The sequence below is a fragment of the Iodidimonas muriae genome (assembly GCF_014647255.1).
GTDB classification, from domain to species: domain Bacteria; phylum Pseudomonadota; class Alphaproteobacteria; order Sphingomonadales; family Rhodothalassiaceae; genus Iodidimonas; species Iodidimonas muriae.
On sequence record NZ_BMOV01000015.1, the window covers coordinates 1 to 16,776 of the forward strand.

Genomic DNA, 16,776 nt, shown 5'->3' on the forward strand with positions numbered 1-16,776 from the left:
CCTTTGCCATGGTGAATCACGTATTACAACAAATGGGAATCCCCGAATTTAATAGGTCCTGACCCTAGGCATGACGGACACGACCATTTGAGTACCCATGAAGGCTACTATTTTCTGCTGAAGGGTGTCTCCGCTGCTTTCCGCAACCCAGCAAGCCACGCGTCTGTCCAGATGACGGAGGGCGAAGCCCGTATTCAGCTACAGATGATTGGCTATCTGTACGAGCTTGTTGTCCACCATGTTGAAAGGCTTTCATCAGAATGTGTGGGAACAGCAAATGGCTGAACAGAGTGATCTTGGCTTCAATAATTCACCCCATCTGAGTAGCGGTCTGTCCCATGCTGAGGGAGACAGCGTGCATGGGTGAGTGGCGAGCAACAAAATGGGGTGACGAGATCAGTCTTGAGTATGGCAAAGCGATCAGGGGATACCAAAACGTAGTCGCACCTTATCCCGTCTACGGGACAAATGGACCCGTGGGCTTTACGGACACTCCGCTTGCCCCTGGCCCAGGTGTTATTCTGGGGCGAAAGGGGGCCTATCGCGGTGTTCACTACAGTCCCGATCCATTCTTTGTGATCGACACCGCCTACTATGTTAAGCCGAAGATGGCGGACTTGAACATGCGGTGGCTATACTACGCGATAATTTATCATAAGTTGGGAGAAATTGACGACGGGTCACCTATCCCTTCTACGACTCGTGCTGCGGTCTACGTACGCGATCTGGAGGTGCCGCCCATCGAGGAACAGGAAGCGATTGCTTCCGTCCTCGGTTTTTTCGATGACAAGATCGAGCTGAACCGGCGGATGAACGAGACGCTGGAGGCGATGGCGCGGGCGATCTTCAAGGATTGGTTCGTCGATTTCGGCCCTACCCGCGCCAAGGCCGAAGGCCGCCCCCCCTACCTCGCCCCCGAAATTTGGGACCTGTTCCCCGCCGCCCTCGATGACGAGGACAAGCCGGTGGGGTGGGAGACACAAACTCTAGACACGATCGTGTCGCTGACAAAGGGACGTTCATACAAGAGCGCGGAGCTTCAAGACGCCACTGTCGCTCTAGTCACTCTTAAGTCTTTCCAGCGGGGCGGCGGCTATCGTCGTGACGGCCTAAAACCATATACCGGAAAATTCAAGCTGGAACAGGTTGTAAGCCCAGGGGAACTTGTAATTGCTCTTACGGATGTGACACAGGCCGCCGAAGTCATCGGCAAGCCTGCGATTGTTCTCGAAGACGCTCGGTATGAAGCATTAGTTGCGTCACTTGACGTTGGTATCGTTAGGCCACGAGGAAAACGAATTGGGCGGTCGTTCATTGCCCAGATGTTGCTGACGGAGCAGTTTCAGAACCATGCCTATTCTCACTCCACTGGAACAACCGTTCTGCATCTAAGCAAGGAGGCAGTGCCAACCTTTCAGGCATGTCTTCCACCAGTGGAGATCGCGGCGCTCTTCGAAGAGGCTGTTGAGCCAATCTCGATGCGGATTGCAGCTAATGCACACGAGTCCGATGTCCTCGCCCAGACCCGCGACCTCCTCCTCCCGAAGCTGATGTCCGGCGAAATCCGCCTCGCCGAGGCCGAGAAAGCAGTGGAGGCTGTGGCATGAAGTTCTCCGAAAGCCATGTTGAGGACGCAGCGCTCGAATGGCTTTCGGGGCTTGGCTACGCTGTGCTGCACGGGCCGGATATCTCCCCCGACGGCCCGAAGCCCGAACGGTCAAGTTACGACCAAGTTCTGCTGATTGATCGGCTTCGCACGGCCCTTGAGAGTCTCAACCCACACCTGCCGGCGGAGACGCTGGACGAGGTGCTGCGCAAGGTGCAGCAGACCGAGACCCCCTCGCTTGTCGAAGAGAACCGTCGCCTGCATCGCTATCTGATCGAAGGTGTGCCGGTTGAGGTCGCACGCGAGGACGGCAGCATCGGCGGGGATGCCGCCCATTTGATTGATTTCAATGATGTGGACGCCAATGACTGGCTGGCCGTCAACCAATACTCTGTCATTGAGAACCAGAAGAACCGCCGCCCCGACGTGGTGGTGTTCGTCAACGGCCTGCCGCTGGCAGTGATCGAGCTGAAGAATCCCGGCGATGAGAACGCCACCCTCGACGGAGCCTTCAACCAGCTCCAGACTTATAAAGACCAGATACCGTCGCTTTTCCGTACGAATGCCGTGCTGATGACTTCGGACGGCGTGCAGGCCCGTCTCGGCTCGCTGACGGCCAATCTTGAGCGCTTCATGCCCTGGCGCACCATAGATGGCTCTAGCGTTGCGCCGAAGGGTACGCCGGAGATGGGAACCCTTATCGAAGGAGTATTCGAGAAAACCCGGTTTCTGTCCCTGCTCCGGGACTTCACCGTGTTCGGCGACACAGGCTCCGGCCTTATTAAAATCGTGGCCGGGTATCACCAGTTCCATGCCGTCCGGCACGCGGTTGAAAGCACCATTGCCGCTTCGAGCCCTGAAGGCGACCGTCGCGTCGGCGTTATCTGGCACACGCAAGGCTCTGGCAAGAGCCTGCTCATGGCCTTCTATGCGGGGCAGCTTATCGCCCATTCGGCCATGAAGAATCCGACCGTTATCGTCATCACCGACCGCAACGACCTCGACGACCAGCTCTTCGGGACCTTCGCCATGTGTCGCGATCTGCTCCGCCAGACCCCGCAGCAGGCCGATGATCGAGAGGACTTACAGAAGGTGCTGACCCGCCCTTCCGGCGGCGTTATCTTCACCACCATCCAGAAGTTTTCGCCCGAGCGCGGCGAGACTGACTATCCGGTGCTGACCGACCGCCGGAACGTCGTCGTGATCGCCGACGAGGCACATCGCAGCCAGTACGGCTTCAAGACGCGGATAAACCGCACGACCGGCGAGATCGCGCACGGCTTCGCGAAGTATCTGCGGGACGCGCTGCCGAACGCCTCCTTCATCGGGTTTACTGGCACGCCAATCGAGAAGGTGGACGTGAACACGCCCGCCGTGTTCGGCGAATATATCGACGTTTACGACATCAACCGGGGCGTCGAGGACGGCGCGACCGTGCCGATCTATTACGAGAGCCGCCTTGCACGCATCGAGTTGGACGAGGACGTAACGCCGCTGATTGACGACGAGGTTGCCGAGCTGACCGAAGACGAGGCCCAAGGTGAACAGGAGAAGCTAAAACGCAAATGGGCGAACATCGAGGCTGTCGTCGGGGCCGAGAAGCGCCTTGCTATGGTCGCCGAGGATCTCGTGGAGCACTTCGAGAACCGCGTCGTCGGGATGGACGGCAAAGCCATGATCGTCTGCATGAGCCGGCGGATTTGTGTCGCCCTCTATAATCAGATCGTCAAATTGCGCCCGGAATGGCACAGCGACGATGACGAGAACGGCGTTATCAAGATTGTCATGACGGGCGCGGCATCCGATCCAAAGGAATGGCAACCGCATATTGGCGGCAAGGCGCGCCGCGAGCTGCTTGCCAAGCGGGCTAAAGACCCCGAAGACTCGCTCAAGCTAGTGATCGTGCGGGACATGTGGCTCACCGGCTTCGACGCGCCGAGCATGCACACGATGTATATCGACAAGCCGATGCGCGGACATGGGCTCATGCAGGCGATCGCCCGCGTTAACCGGGTATTCCAAGACAAGCCCGCTGGGTTGATCGTGGACTATATCGGCATTGCCCAGAACCTGAAATCCGCCCTCAGCCAGTATTCACGCGATGACCAGAAACACGCTGGTATTGACGAGGCCGAAGCCGTCGCCGTGATGCTGGAGAAGTACGAAATCGTTAGTGACATGTTCCACGGCTTCGACTTCCGGGCCGGGCTGACTGGAACACCGCAGGAGCGGCTTGCCGCCCTGGCTGGGGCTATGGAATGGGTTCTCGACATGCAGCAGCGCGAGGCTGCCAAGGAAACGACGAACGAGGGAAAAAAGCGCGCCCATCGCCGCTTTAATGACGCCGTACTGGCGCTGTCCAAAGCATTTGCCCTTGCCGCTGCCAGTGACGAGGCGCGGGAAATCCGGGGTGAGGTAGGTTTCTTCCAGACCATCCGCGCGGCGCTCGCCAAGACCGCGCCCGGTGCAGGCAAAACATCAGCCGAACGGGACTTCGCCGTTCAACAGATCGTCAGCCGCGCCGTCGTCTCGACCGAGATCGTCGATATCCTCGAAGCCTCGGGGTTGGAGAGCCCGGACATCTCCATCCTCTCCGACGAGTTCCTCGCAGAGGTTCAAGGGATGGAGAAGAAGAACCTTGCCATGGAAGCGCTGCGCAAACTCATTAACGGCGAGATTCGCTCGCAGAGTCGCGTAAATGTCGTACAGACGCGCGCGTTCTCCGAACGGCTAGAGGAAGCCATTGCTCGCTACCACTCCAACGCCATTACGACGGCGGAGGTCATACAGGAACTCATCAATCTGGCGAAGGACATCCGCGCCGCACATCAACGCGGCGAGGACGAGGGACTCAGTCAGGAGGAAATTTCTTTCTATGACGCTTTGGCTCAGAACGATAGCGCCATCGAGGTAATGGGAGACGACAAGCTCAGGGTCATTGCCCACGAGCTGCTGAACAGCCTGAAGAGCAATGCTTCCGTGGACTGGCAGCACCGCGAGGCCGCTCGCGCCCGTATGCGCGTTCTCGTCAAGCGCATCCTCCGCAAATACGGTTATCCGCCAGACCTTCAAGACGCCGCTGTGCAAACAGTGTTGCAGCAAGCCGAAGTTCTTTCAGCACGGTGGGCGGCGTGAGCATAGAAATTTTGATTTGGAAGGCCGTTTCTATGGCCAATAAGCCGTATCGGCACGACTGAGATGATTGGACTTGGCCATGACTAATTCATTACAAAATCTTGCTGAAAAGTTTTCGAATTTGTCGGAATTGAGGGCATCATCTATTGAGCGCCTTCAGAAAGTTAAGGGTACGAATGAGACCCAATTCGATCTTTCAAAGACAGCCCCCAGCATCGACCGCACCTTGGCCGATGTCGACGCCCGCGTTATTGCCATTTGTGAAATCGCGCCAAAATCCGGAGACGAGGAAAATTCTGACTCTTTGCTTATTCCGAATGCTTACGTTAACAGGATTATCAAACCCCTCGACCAACTAACGGTTCAATATCAATCCATTGCCGATAACCTTTCGAACATCGACAGCAATGGCGGTCCGGGGACACTTAACCCCGAAGACCTCACATTTCAGAGTGCTAACGGCCAGATAAACTTACAGCTCGGCCCAATCTTTCAGAACATTTGGAACCACTCTGAAGCCGTTCTGGCAGCGCTCTATCCCCTCATGAATTTGCTACGAGGAGAGGGACGCCCTGACTTTGCTGCGGCGTTAGATGCCTTTTCCACCGCCATGGAGCAAGTGCACGCACAACGATCTACCCTACAAGATGTTGCCAAATCCGCTCAGGCAGACAGGAAAAAAATCGGAGATTTTCAAGCGCAGAGCGGCCCGCTCAAGGATGAAATTGAACGGCTGAAAACTGAGAGTGAGAAAGACCGCAAGACTCTCAAGGAATATGCCACCGAGGGTACACAGGCGATCACATCGATCCGGACTACGAATGAGCAGGCAGAACAACTCAAGACGGCTGTTGATAATTACCAAGCATCTTTTGACAGCTTCCAAAAACAGCTAGAAGCGCGCGAGAAGATCATTCAGACTGGTAAGAAGGAACAAGATGAACTGATAGCGAATCTCAAGGAAATTGAATCTGATACAAAGCGACTGACCAAGCAAGCCGAAGCCATGTTAACCGGAGCAACGGTGGCAGGTTTAGCGGGTTCATTTGGGGAGTTACGCGACAAGACTTCAAGCGAGTTGATAGGTGCCAGATGGATTTTCTATTTCGCGATATTCTTACTATTTCTGTCAGTTATACCTCTGGTGGCTTATGTGGTTCCAGGGGTTGCGAGCCTTTTAGGATTTGATCCCGCGGCTGCATCAAACCTGCCCAAGGAGTCCGGGGTCTTAGAGTTTTTCGGACAAGTCGTTGTTCGTGCGTTGCTGCTGTTGCCTGCCGCATGGTTCGCAAAATTTGCAGCTACGCGACATGCAGTGTTGTTCCGCTTGAAGGAGCACTATGCTTACAAATACTCGGTTGCAGCATCGGTGGAAGGCTTTAAGCAGCAGGCGGAACCATTCAAGGACGAGATCGCAGCAGCAACCTTTTTTGAGCTGACATTCAACCCTGCAGACCGAATGGAAGCCAAGGCCCACGAGGAACGCCATCCAAACCCTGCGATGGAGTGGGTTATGAAGAAATTTGGTGCAACATACGACGGTAAGTGAATACTTCTTTCCAATCGGATCGAGCCGCGAAGCCACAATAAACTGCTATTGGAGCAGGCGAGGCTTTTCTCCTGCATGTCTAAGGGCGCGTCCGGCATGGCCGGACCGGGCTCTATTCGCGCCTACGGCGCTTACCGCGGACTCACTGACGCCTTTCTGGTCCTGCCGGTACTGGGTGATCCATTTGCCGAGGGTCGACTTGCCAATCCTTAAATCATCCTCAATCGCTTCCCTGGGTAAACCGCTCGTCAGCGCCAGCTTTACTGCTTCACGTCTGAACTCTTCTGAATGTCTTTTCTGGGCCATAAATTCCTCCAATCAGTATCCCTAATTCTGTTGAAGGTCGTGTCCACTTTTTTAAGACAAGTCCAGTCTGAACCGGCTTGCTGGCTGGATAAAGTAGAGCTTGGCCAACCATTCCTGCAAGTGGTCTCGCTCGCGCAGGTTAAGATCGGAAAAACGCTTTTGTGAAAGACGTGATAAGCGGTTTTGGGATAGGTCAACCTGGAACATTATTTTTCATTTTTCTCAAAGATTTCTCTCGCCAACCAGCGGACAGGAGTTCGGTGTCAGGCGTAGATGAGCTGGATCTCTGGCAGCACTGTATGCCCGCTATTGGTGTGATCCATTATCGTCGAAATTTTCATTGCATTTCTCCATCAGACTGGCATTTATTTTTTAATAAGCGTTTGCTGAGGTTACTTTCCAACATCACCGTTTCTGACATAGGTCGCGTAGAACCCCCAACTTATTCGACAACGGGATAGGACGGCTTGCCCCAGTTTTCATTGGGGTTGTCCATCATAATGTCGATGAACACAGGCATCAGAAACCCAAGGATTTCAGCACCGTCTCGAACCTGCGCCCGGTTTACACCACTGTTCCAGATCGACCCTCCGTGAACAAGTTGATTGCGTAGAACATAGAGCCTGTCGAAGACGAAGCTCAGGACGCGAACGCTGTCGCCGGTCTGAAACGACTGCGCAAAGGATCGGGCCGGAAAATCGTTGCCACAGCGCCTTATAGATACGCCGATCTTCATCTAGAGCGACCAGCCGACCGAAGTAGTCGACGAAAGCAGCGCGTTCGCCCGGGGCCACCGCTTGAAACTCCTGCTCGTCGGCATAGGCGGCATTGAAGGCAATCCAAAGGAAGACGAAGCGGGCATCATCGTCCTCACCACAGGCTTCGGCTCGGCCGACCCAGCTTATCGCGCGATGGGAGCGTAGTCCCATGGTTTCGGGAATATCCGCACGAATGGCGCGTTGCTTGGCCTTCAAGGTGGCATGGGTAAGATGTTCCGACATGAAGATAGCCTTTCAGGTTAACAGCGACGGCGGTCGTGAGCCCCTCTTGCTGAGTTTCGATCAGCCGATACCTTTCGACCAGTACAGCCCAAGCCGCGCGGTCCGGAGACAGGGCGCAGCAACAAGAACATTTCAGCCGGATGGTCGATGCGTGCCGCGCCTGCCATGTGCAGTACGCGACGGATCGTTTCCCGGATTTCGCCAAGTAGACGCTAGCCAGGCTTATTCAAGGCGTTTGCAACTTGTCGCAATCGCTCTAGGTTGCGATAGCTGCTGCGGCAGCCCGAAATCCTCACCTGCACTGGAGCGCGGCGGCAGTCAGTGCATTAGACATGATCTGATTTCGGCAACTGGAATACCGCTTCGAAACCGTCCGCCTGCCCGACCGCTGGCGAATGCAAGGTCAAGGTTCCCTGCGCGCCATCGGCAACGGCCTTGGCGATAGCAAGACCGAGCCCGCTACCACTTGAAATGGTCTGACCGCGTTCGAAACGCGCGGTGAGTCTTTCCAATACATCGAGAGGAACGGGAGGGCCGTCGTTGACCACGCGAAACATGCCGTCATCAGTCAGGATGACGCGCACGAGCATCTTCTCGGCACCGTGCTTGAGGGCATTCTCGATCAGGTTACGGCTTAGGATGGCAAAAGCGTCGGGGTCGATGTCGGACAGCACCGGGTCTACCGGAGCCTCGAAAGTGATACTCCTGCCACTCGCGTCTAGTTCGGCAACTATCATCCGCAGGACCGGTCGTATATCCATGGCGATCCCGGTTCTCAGGCGACCGCCTTCGGCGCGTGCTAGCTGCATGAGCTTTTCGGCCAGGCGGTTCAGACGTTTGAGCGCCGCCTCGATGTCGGTTGCCCGCTCCCCGGTAGCCGGATCATTGGTTTCCGCGATCAGCCTTTGTGTCTGGGCCAGCGCCGCTGCTATCGGTGTGCGTAACTCGTGTGCGGCATTTGCTGCAAAGCTGCGCTCGGCATCGAGTGTGCGGCGGAGTCGCGCCAGCAATTCGTTGACGGTCTGTGCGACCAGGGTGATTTCGCTGGGTAGTTCGTCGCTTATGACCGGCGTCAGATCGGCGGCACCGCGAGTCGAAAGCGCGGTGTTGAACCGGTGCACGGGCCGCAGGCCGCGCCGGACGATCACCAGCAACCCCAGAAGGCTGAGCGGAATGACCACGATCAGAGGCAAGGCGAGCCCCGCCAAAGCCTCACGCGCCACTTCGGCGCGGTGGCTCAGTGGTTCGGCGATCGCGATGGTGATCGTGCCTTGCAGGGCGGCATCATAATAGAGCCTATGTGTCGCCGTCTGATGAAATCCCAAGCCTTCGAAGTGCGGAAAGACCCCGTCTTCGGCCCCGTGCGAGCGCAGCAGCACACGCCCCTGATCGTCGCGCACGATATAGGTAAAGAATTCCTCGTGACGGCGCAGGGTGGCGACGCGCTGACTAATACCCAGCTCTTCGCGACCGAGGATATCCAGAACCGCTAGTGGCAGGATACGTTGTGCGGTTTCTTCGAGCGTGGAATCGAAGACTTCATTCATCTCGCCGCGCAACACGGTGGCGGTGGCCCATGCGGTGACGAGCCAGACAATAGCCAGCAGCAAGCTCAGACCAAGCGCCAGCCGCGCCTGTAAGGAGCCCGGCCACTTCATGTAGCACCCAGCCGATAGCCTAGGCCGCGTACGGTTTCGATCCGCTCGCGTCCCAGCTTCTTGCGCAACCGGCTGACATGGACCTCAATTCTGTTGCTCTCGATTTCGGTATCGAAGGAATAGAGTCGTTCTTCAAGCTGCGCCTTGGACAAAAGCTGCCCCGGTCGCTGCACGAACGCCTCAAACAGCACCCATTCGCGGGCGGTAAGGGCCACGGGCCGCCCCTTGCGGCGGACCGATCGGGCGGCAAGGTCGATCTCCAGATCGCCCAGTGTGATTAATGGGTTGGGGTTGCCAGAATAGCGCCTCGCGACGGCACCCAACCGCGCCGAAAGCTCGGACAGATCGAACGGCTTGACCATGTAATCGTCAGCGCCTGCATTCAGCCCCTCGATTCGGTCGCTGATCTGGTCGAGCGCGGTCAGGATGATTACCGGTGTTGTGTCGCCCCGTGCCCGAAGCGCGCGCAAAAACGGCTGGCCGCGCCCATCAGGCAGCATCAGATCCAGTAGGATCAGGTCGTAGGCCGCCACGTCAAGATATTCGCCCGCCGCGTCAAGCCGCGTGGCCCAGTCGATGGAATGGCCGTCAGCAGCGATCTGGTCGTGCACCGCGTCGCCCAGCACTGTGTCATCCTCGATCAGCAGCACACGCATGTCTTTTTCGTCCTGTTTCGTTTGCGTCCACTTTATCACCCGTGAAGCTGACACGAACCTGAAGCGGAAAACCGGCACGCTTCAGGTCGGCGTCAGGATAGCGCGCAACAATAGCGTATCACCAGAAATTTCAGGAGATGGAAAGATGAAGAAATATCTGATTGCAGCAACACTTCTGGCAGGCTTGGCCGGTCTGGGCGCGGCAGGCATGGCTCTTGCCGATGATGACGACTGCCGCGTACCCATGGCCGATTGGCAACCACGCGAGGCCGTTCAGAAGATGGCCGAAGCGCAGGGCTGGGCCGTACGCAGAATCAAGACCGACGACGGCTGCTATGAAATCAAGGGGCGCGACACTCAGGGACGCGAAATCGAGGTCAAGGTCGATCCCGCCACGCTGGCGATTGTGGAAATGGAATATGACGACGATGACGACGACGATCATCGTGGCAGCGGCATAAATCCAACTCCGAGCGGAACGGGCCAACCACCCGCTAACGGTCTGTTTGTCCCCGGCGGCAAACCCGGTGCCGTGGTTCAATAATAGCCTCTGTGGCCAGCGTTACTGTCCCGCCGTTACCAGCCGACCGGCGGGGCTTTTTCTTACCCGCCCAAACCTGACGACAGGCTGAAGCGATTTCATGTTTTTCGTCAGGAAGATATCAGCCTAATCCGTCAAACAGAACCCGAAACAACGTAATCCGGAGATTTGCCATGAAAGCCCTGCTATCCGCCCTTGCCCTGACCACGGCTCTGACCGCAGCCCTACCCGGTCCGGCTCTGGCCCGTCCCGTCACGCTAACGACCAACATGAACGCCTATGGCGGCGACGGTGCCTATCTTGTGCTTTACGTCACCGACGCGCAGGGCACCTATCGGGGTAGCCTCTGGATGGCGGGGGGCAAGTCGAAATATTACACGCATCTCAGCGACTGGTATCGCGCGACGCAAGGCAACCCGACCGAAATCAATGGCATCACTGGGGCCAGCGTTGGTGCGAGTCGGCAGTTGAAGGTCACGCTCGATCTGGCCGATGCGCTGTTTGACGCCGGGTATGAATTGCATATCGACGCCTCGGCCGAGGATATGCGCGACAGCCCGTCAGAGGTGGTCGTGCCGCTGACCAGCGCAGGCGCGGGCCAGCCCGTCCCGGGCCGCCGCTACATCCGTGACTTCACCTACGACAAGTAAATACGCGAAAAAGGAGCCTGACATGCTGCGTGCGCTGCACAAAATCCCCGGCCTCATCGCGGCGCTGCTGATCGTCGTCATCACGCTCAGCGGCGCGGTGCTATCGGTCCTTCCGGCGCTGGAAGTGGTGCAGGCTCCGGCACAGTCCGAGCCGAATTTGACGGTGGCCACGCTGGCCGAGCGCGTGGCCATTGCCTATCCCGGTGTCGAACAGATTCGCCGCGCGCCGTCGGGGCGGATCACCGCGTTTTATTTCAATGATGGGCGGCCCGGCGCGGTGGTGATCGACCCCGCAACCGGACAGGGCGTGGCGAATTATGAGCCGTCCGCTTTCCAACGCTGGATGACCAACCTGCACCGCTCGCTGTTTCTGGACGATGCCGGACGGTTGACGGCGACGGCTGGGGCGGCCTCGCTTCTAGTGCTGTCGCTGTCGGGCTTGATGCTGACCGCGCGGCGGGTCGGTGGCTGGCGGCGCATCTTCTTGCGCCTGCGCGGCCCGCTCATGGGGCGGCTGCATGTCGAGGTGGCGCGACTGACAGTGGTCGGCTTGCTGCTCTCATCCACCACCGCGCTGTTCATGACCGCCAGCACCTTTGGTCTCGTTCCCGAGGACAGCGGTCCACCTGCCTTTCCGACCGAGGTGAGCGGACAGACGGGGGCGGTGCCCGGTGCCCTGTCTTTGCTGCGCGACACGCCGGCGGCGGCATTGCGTGAACTGACCTTTCCCTATCCCGGCGATCCGACGGATGTCTTTGCGCTCAAGACCGCCAGGGGCGCGGGCTATCTCGATCAGGGGACCGGTGTCACTCTGGCCTGGGTGGATCATGGTCTCTGGCAGCGTTTGACCGAGACGATTTACATGCTGCACACCGGACAGGGGGCCGCCTGGCTGGGCCTCATCCTCGGGCTGATGGCGCTTGGCGCGCCGGTTATGGCGGGTACGGGCGTGATCCTCTGGGTGCAGGCCCGCCGCGCGCGGCCACGGATCAAGGGCAATACGGCCGCCGGACTGGCCGACACGATCCTGCTGGTCGGCAGCGAAGGCGGCAGCACGTGGCGCTTCGCCGCGACGCTGCACTTGGCGCTGACACAGGCGAGCCACAAGGTTCATACCGGCGCGATGTCGCAATTCACGCCCAGCCGCTATAAGTGTGCCCAACGGGTGATCGTACTGGCCGCCACCTATGGCGAGGGTGCCGCCCCGGCCTCGGCCAAAGGGTTCCTCGACCGGCTGGCAGCCCTGCCGCAAGCACCGGAGATACCGCTGGCTGTTTTGGCCTTTGGCGACCGGCAATTCCCGGTATTTTGCGGCTATGCCGCCGACGTTATGCGCGTCGCAGAGGAAAAGGGCTGGCCGCAACTGTTGCCGATGGCGACCGTGGACCGCCAGTCGCCGCAGGAATTCGCCCGTTGGGGGCGTGATCTGGGTCAGACGCTCAACCATCCGCTGGAACTGTCGCACAGCCCCGCGATCCCGCGCAGTCATGCGCTGACACTGATCTCTCGCCGCGACTACGGTGCTGAGATGCAGGCCCCCGCAGCGATCCTGCGCTTCGCCATCCCGAAAGCCGGACTTCTTGCGCGGCTAACAGGGCGCGGGTTTTCGCGGTTCTCGGCAGGCGACTTGCTGGGCATCGTCCCCGTCGCCTCGCCCGTGCCGCGCTTCTATTCGTTGGCCTCGGGGCATGGTGATGACTTCGTGGAAATCTGCGTCCGCCGCCATCCCGATGGGCTCTGCTCGGGTCAGCTTCTGGACCTGACCCCCGGCGAAAGCGTCCAGGGCTTCGTCCGTCGCAATTCCGATTTTCGGACCACACACAACGCCAAACCGGTAATCCTGATCGGCGCGGGGACCGGGATCGGACCGTTGGCAGGGATTGCCCGCGCCAACCATCCGGGGCGGGCGATGCATCTCTATTTCGGCGCAAGGCACCCCGACAGTGACTTGTTCTATGGCGAGGAATTGCGGGACTGGCAGGCGGACGGGCGGCTCGCCTCGGTCACCACGGCTTATTCCCGCACCAGCGCGCGCGCCTATGTGCAGGATGCCTTGCGTGCGGATTCCGCGCGGATTGCCCGCCTGATCGGCGAGGGTGCGCAGGTGCTGGTCTGCGGCGGCCGCGATATGGCAGCAGGCGTTGTCGATGCGCTGGCCGACATTCTGGCACCTGCCGGGCTGACACCCGCCTTGTTGAAAGCGGAGGGACGTTATGTCGAAGATACCTACTGACCTCACACGCCACACACTGAATGGCCCGACGATGGGCACCCGCTGGTCGGCACAGTTCCATGCGCCCGCCGTGACCGACCCCGATCCGATCCATGCGGCACTGGCCGAAAGCGTGGATGTAGTGGACCGCCAGATGTCCACTTGGAAACCCGATAGCGATCTGATGCGGCTCAACCGCGCACCGGTAGGGGAATGGGTTCCCGTGCCTGCGGAGCTGATGGAAGTTCTGGCACGCGGGACCGAAATCGGACGGCTATCCGAGGGTGCCTTCGACATCGGGATGGGCGATGTCGTTACCGCTTGGGGCTTTGGCACCCATGACGCAGATGAGAGTGCGATGCGGGCGGTCCTTGGTCATGCTCGTCCCGTGACGCATGAGGTGTTGGACCTGGACGGCGAGTCTCTCCGCGTTCGCAAGCAAGTGCCGGTCACGCTCGACTTGTCCGGCATTGCCAAGGGTTACGCCGTAGACCGGATGATGGCGGTGCTGGGCCGTTTCGAGATCACCAATGCCCTTGTCGGCCTCGACGGCGAGATGCGTGCGCGCGGGCTGCGGCCCGACGGCAGGCCCTGGACCATAGCGTTGGAGCGGCCGGACTACGAAAAGCGCGCGGCGCTCTCCATCCTGGAACTGGAAGATGCCGCCGTAGCAACGTCCGGAGACTACAGGCACTGGATCGATGTCAGCGGACAACGTTTTTCGCATACCATGGACCCCGCCCGAGGCGGCCCTCTGAGCGGCACGCTAGCCTCTGTGACGGTTTTGGCGGAAAGCTGCATGGAGGCGGATGCTTGGGCGACCGGGCTCATGGTTCTGGGTGTGCAGTACGGGCAGGAGCTTGCGCAAGACTTGCGGCTGAACGCAATCTTCATCGAGCGGACGAACAAAACGCTGCGCCAAATCAGGGTTGGGTGGAGCCATGGGCAGACCCACCTAAACTGAAATTTTTAAGGCGTTCCTCAGCGAGTGCTTGCAGATAAGGGTGGCTCACCTTGCCTGTATCGGAGATTCTCTGCCAGGCACCATAGTCATGTGGCGCGACGCCTACCTGTCTCGTCGATCTCGCACTGGGCACCACACTCAGCCGGGAATTTGTAAAAATCGAAATTCTTTGTTGGGCAAACCGGGACCACCTCAGTTCACAGTGCGCGCTTGCGGCCTGTCACCATCGCTCTGGCAAGATTCTCCCGATGAACGACGCTGTCCGTCGTCAGATAAAATGGAACATCAGAGCGGTTTGAGCTTTGGAGGCTCTGGTTCAGTTGTGTGATTGATTATGCGGCTTGTTTTTGGTGTTGCAAGTGGCGTTGTTGGATTGACCGTTTCTTGATTTTCTCCTTTTCCCGGATGATGGCTTTGTCGCGTCCGAAGTAGACGTCGGCTGGTGTGACGTTGTTCAGGCTCTCGTGGTAGCGTTCGTTGTTGTCGTAATCGATGAAGGCCCCGATCTGGCGTTCGAGATCACCGGGCAGATAGTAGTTTTCCAGTAAAATCCGGTTCTTCATTGTTTGATGCCAACGCTCGATCTTGCCCTGGGTTTGCGGGTGGAACGGTGCACCGCGAACGTGACCCATTTTGTGATCTTCCAGCCACTCGGCCAAATCACCGGAGATGTAACAGGACCCATTGTCGCTCAGCGGGCGTGGCATGTGGCGAACGACGGCATGATCGCACCCTGACGCCGCCAGTGCCAACTCGATTGTTGCCATCACGTCCTCGGCCCGCATGTTCGTGCAGAGCGTCCAACCAATGATGTAACGACTGTAATCAACCAGGATCGTGCTGAGATAAAACCAGCCCCAGCTAATGATCTTGAAGTAGGTGAAGTCGGTTTGCCACATCTCGTTGATGGCAGTCGTTTTATCCGTGAACTCGTCGGCTGCTTTGATCACGACGTAGTCTGGCGCGGTGATCATATCAGCTCCTTCAAAAATCGGTAAGCCGATGATTCAGAGATAAAGTATCGCTTCTCATCAGTGTATTTGACCGCCAGTTCGCGGGTTGTCAGTGCCTCATGTTCCAGCGCGAACTCGATCAGATCATCCCGTCTCGCTTACGGAATGCGGTTCCAGACCGACTTTGGGCGGGGTGAGCGGTCTGCCAGGGCATCAAAACCGCCTTCGACATAACGGTCGTACCAGCGATAGAATGTGGTGCGGGGAATGCCCAGCATGTCGAGGGTCTGCTTCGCAGGCAGATGGGACCTCTCAACGGTGCGGATGATCTCCAGCTTCTCGGATGCGGGGTATTTCATTCCTCGAACTCCCCAGCCCCTGTCATGCTTTTTTTGAGCAGACGGTTTTCCAGAGTCAGATCGGCGACGCATTCCTACAGTGCCGTCGCCTCAGATCGCAGCTCCTTCACTTCAGGCGATGTCGCTTGCCGGGCCGCATCGCCAGACAGACGGCGTTTCCCGGCTTCGAGAAATTCCTTTGACCAACTGTAATACAGGCTTTTGGAGATACCCTCGCGGCGGCATAGCACCGAGATAGTTTCTTCACCGCGAAGGCTCTCCAGAACAATGCGGATCTTCTCTTCCGACGAATAGGTTTGCCGCGTCTTGCGGCGGATGGTTTTGACCAGCTTGTCAGCTGCAGCTTTGCTGGTTCCGGATTTCTTGTTCATCTTCACTCCTTGACGGTTACGATGAACCATAAACCCTCCGTTAGCTAAACCTCAATTCTGTCCCACGAGTGCTGCTGGCCCATATCAGGGCAGAGTTTGAAAGCAGCCACTATTCCTATGGCTGCCCCCGAATGGTTGAAGCACTGAAGGCCAACGGCTGGGCTGTTGGCCATACCGGATTGGCCGGTTGATGCGGGAAAATGCTATCCAAGCTATTCGTTGCCGTAAGAAGCGCTATCAGCGTCGAGGTTTGATGCCATCTTTTAGCTATGCCTCTAACCTGCTGGACCAAGACTTTACGGCCAGAAAACCCAATGAAAAATGGGTCATTGATATCTCTTATATCACTACTATCCGCGGCTGAATTTATCTGGCGGTTGTGATGGACCTTTATTCCCGCCGCATTGTGGGTTGGTACATGAGTGACCGCATGGAGCAGGATCTGGCATTGCAGGCACTGAAGATGGCGATTGCGCTCAGGCGACCTGAACCTGGCCTGATCCATCATTCAGACCGTGGCAGCCAATATGTGGCGACCGAGTATCAAATGACGCTGAAGCAGCATGGCATCCTGCCGTCCATGTCCGGCAAGGGAAACTGCTACGACAACGCGGTTGTCGAGGCCTTCTTCAAGACCTTGAAGGCGGAACTGGTATGGCGCGTGAAATTTGAAAGCCGTGAACAGGCGGAAAGGACCATCAATGACGACATTATGAACTTCTATAACCGGAAACGACGGCATTCGACCCTTGGCAACATCAGCCCCATGGCGTGCGAAAAACGAGCCGCATAGAGAGTACAGTCGTGTCCACTTT

General features: G+C 58.0%; 12 protein-coding genes and 2 pseudogenes. 9 read left to right on the forward strand and 5 right to left on the reverse strand.

Features of this window, described 5'->3' with window-relative positions; genetic code table 11:
• The first annotated feature begins 87 nt into the window (after nucleotides 1–87).
• From IEX96_RS13585 to IEX96_RS13600, 4 genes are all read left to right on the forward strand, one after another.
• Nucleotides 88–285: a TIGR02391 family protein gene (locus tag IEX96_RS13585; RefSeq protein WP_150006341.1), complete on the forward strand. Its 198-nt coding sequence runs from the start codon at nucleotides 88–90 to the stop codon at nucleotides 283–285.
• Nucleotides 286–359: 74 nt separating this feature from the next.
• Nucleotides 360–1,607, forward strand: a complete 1,248-nt coding sequence (locus IEX96_RS13590; protein WP_188874127.1) for a restriction endonuclease subunit S — start codon at nucleotides 360–362, stop codon at nucleotides 1,605–1,607.
• The gene (locus IEX96_RS13595) at nucleotides 1,604–4,741 is read left to right on the forward strand and encodes a type I restriction endonuclease subunit R (protein ID WP_188874129.1); all 3,138 of its coding nucleotides are present in this window, start codon (nucleotides 1,604–1,606) and stop codon (nucleotides 4,739–4,741) included. Before IEX96_RS13590 ends, IEX96_RS13595 begins: the two co-directional genes overlap by 4 nt.
• A gap of 79 nt (nucleotides 4,742–4,820) precedes the next feature.
• Complete coding sequence (locus IEX96_RS13600) at nucleotides 4,821–6,290, forward strand: hypothetical protein (RefSeq protein WP_150006343.1); 1,470 nt, start codon at nucleotides 4,821–4,823, stop codon at nucleotides 6,288–6,290.
• Nucleotides 6,291–6,335: 45 nt separating this feature from the next.
• Here the strand turns inward: IEX96_RS13600 and IEX96_RS14235 are convergent, their stop codons facing one another.
• The 4 genes from IEX96_RS14235 to IEX96_RS13625 all read right to left on the reverse strand — a co-directional run bounded on the left by IEX96_RS14235 (nucleotide 6,336) and on the right by IEX96_RS13625 (nucleotide 9,911).
• Nucleotides 6,336–6,596: a transposase gene (locus IEX96_RS14235; RefSeq protein WP_268238519.1), complete on the reverse strand. Its 261-nt coding sequence runs from the start codon at nucleotides 6,594–6,596 to the stop codon at nucleotides 6,336–6,338.
• A 536-nt stretch (nucleotides 6,597–7,132) separates the two neighbouring features.
• Complete coding sequence (locus IEX96_RS13610) at nucleotides 7,133–7,597, reverse strand: hypothetical protein (protein ID WP_229773760.1); 465 nt, start codon at nucleotides 7,595–7,597, stop codon at nucleotides 7,133–7,135.
• Between the two features lie 326 nt (nucleotides 7,598–7,923).
• Nucleotides 7,924–9,255, reverse strand: coding sequence for an ATP-binding protein (locus IEX96_RS13620; protein WP_150006345.1), 1,332 nt, complete (start codon nucleotides 9,253–9,255; stop codon nucleotides 7,924–7,926).
• Nucleotides 9,252–9,911 (reverse strand): response regulator transcription factor, encoded by a 660-nt coding sequence (locus IEX96_RS13625; protein WP_150006346.1) that lies wholly within the window; start codon nucleotides 9,909–9,911, stop codon nucleotides 9,252–9,254. The genes IEX96_RS13620 and IEX96_RS13625 overlap by 4 nt, the downstream gene beginning before the upstream one ends.
• On the opposite strand from IEX96_RS13625, the gene IEX96_RS13630 reads away from it, so the two are divergent.
• The 4 genes from IEX96_RS13630 to IEX96_RS13645 all read left to right on the forward strand — a co-directional run bounded on the left by IEX96_RS13630 (nucleotide 9,910) and on the right by IEX96_RS13645 (nucleotide 14,278).
• A complete protein-coding gene (locus tag IEX96_RS13630) occupies nucleotides 9,910–10,455 on the forward strand; it encodes a PepSY domain-containing protein (RefSeq protein ID WP_229773761.1) in 546 nt (181 codons plus the stop codon). The genes IEX96_RS13625 and IEX96_RS13630 overlap by 2 nt on opposite strands.
• Nucleotides 10,456–10,625: 170 nt before the next feature.
• Nucleotides 10,626–11,102, forward strand: a complete 477-nt coding sequence (locus IEX96_RS13635; protein WP_150006347.1) for a DUF2271 domain-containing protein — start codon at nucleotides 10,626–10,628, stop codon at nucleotides 11,100–11,102.
• A 22-nt stretch (nucleotides 11,103–11,124) separates the two neighbouring features.
• Nucleotides 11,125–13,335, forward strand: coding sequence for a PepSY domain-containing protein (locus IEX96_RS13640; RefSeq protein ID WP_150006348.1), 2,211 nt, complete (start codon nucleotides 11,125–11,127; stop codon nucleotides 13,333–13,335).
• The gene (locus tag IEX96_RS13645; protein ID WP_150006349.1) at nucleotides 13,316–14,278 is read left to right on the forward strand and encodes an FAD:protein FMN transferase; all 963 of its coding nucleotides are present in this window, start codon (nucleotides 13,316–13,318) and stop codon (nucleotides 14,276–14,278) included. The genes IEX96_RS13640 and IEX96_RS13645 overlap by 20 nt, the downstream gene beginning before the upstream one ends.
• Before the next feature lie 332 nt (nucleotides 14,279–14,610).
• Here the strand turns inward: IEX96_RS13645 and IEX96_RS13650 are convergent.
• Nucleotides 14,611–15,961: pseudogene (locus tag IEX96_RS13650) on the reverse strand (IS3 family transposase).
• A 271-nt stretch (nucleotides 15,962–16,232) separates the two neighbouring features.
• Here IEX96_RS13650 and IEX96_RS13655 point away from each other — a divergent pair.
• Nucleotides 16,233–16,754, forward strand: a pseudogene (locus IEX96_RS13655) (IS3 family transposase); the annotation flags it as partial.
• Nucleotides 16,755–16,776 lie beyond the last annotated feature (22 nt).

Excerpts from the sequence above, each read along its gene's own strand:
- IEX96_RS14235 (WP_268238519.1), bottom strand. The coding sequence starts at position 6,596 with ATGGCCCAGAAAAGACATTCAGAAGAGTTCAGACGTGAAGCAGTAAAG.
- IEX96_RS13610 (WP_229773760.1), bottom strand. The coding sequence starts at position 7,597 with ATGTCGGAACATCTTACCCATGCCACCTTGAAGGCCAAGCAACGCGCC.
- IEX96_RS13620 (WP_150006345.1), bottom strand. The coding sequence starts at position 9,255 with ATGAAGTGGCCGGGCTCCTTACAGGCGCGGCTGGCGCTTGGTCTGAGC.
- IEX96_RS13635 (WP_150006347.1), top strand. The coding sequence starts at position 10,626 with ATGAAAGCCCTGCTATCCGCCCTTGCCCTGACCACGGCTCTGACCGCA.
- IEX96_RS13630 (WP_229773761.1), top strand. The coding sequence starts at position 9,910 with ATGTCTTTTTCGTCCTGTTTCGTTTGCGTCCACTTTATCACCCGTGAA.
- IEX96_RS13640 (WP_150006348.1), top strand. The coding sequence starts at position 11,125 with ATGCTGCGTGCGCTGCACAAAATCCCCGGCCTCATCGCGGCGCTGCTG.
- IEX96_RS13590 (WP_188874127.1), top strand. The coding sequence starts at position 360 with ATGGGTGAGTGGCGAGCAACAAAATGGGGTGACGAGATCAGTCTTGAG.
- IEX96_RS13595 (WP_188874129.1), top strand. The coding sequence starts at position 1,604 with ATGAAGTTCTCCGAAAGCCATGTTGAGGACGCAGCGCTCGAATGGCTT.
- IEX96_RS13600 (WP_150006343.1), top strand. The coding sequence starts at position 4,821 with ATGACTAATTCATTACAAAATCTTGCTGAAAAGTTTTCGAATTTGTCG.
- IEX96_RS13645 (WP_150006349.1), top strand. The coding sequence starts at position 13,316 with ATGTCGAAGATACCTACTGACCTCACACGCCACACACTGAATGGCCCG.
- IEX96_RS13625 (WP_150006346.1), bottom strand. The coding sequence starts at position 9,911 with ATGCGTGTGCTGCTGATCGAGGATGACACAGTGCTGGGCGACGCGGTG.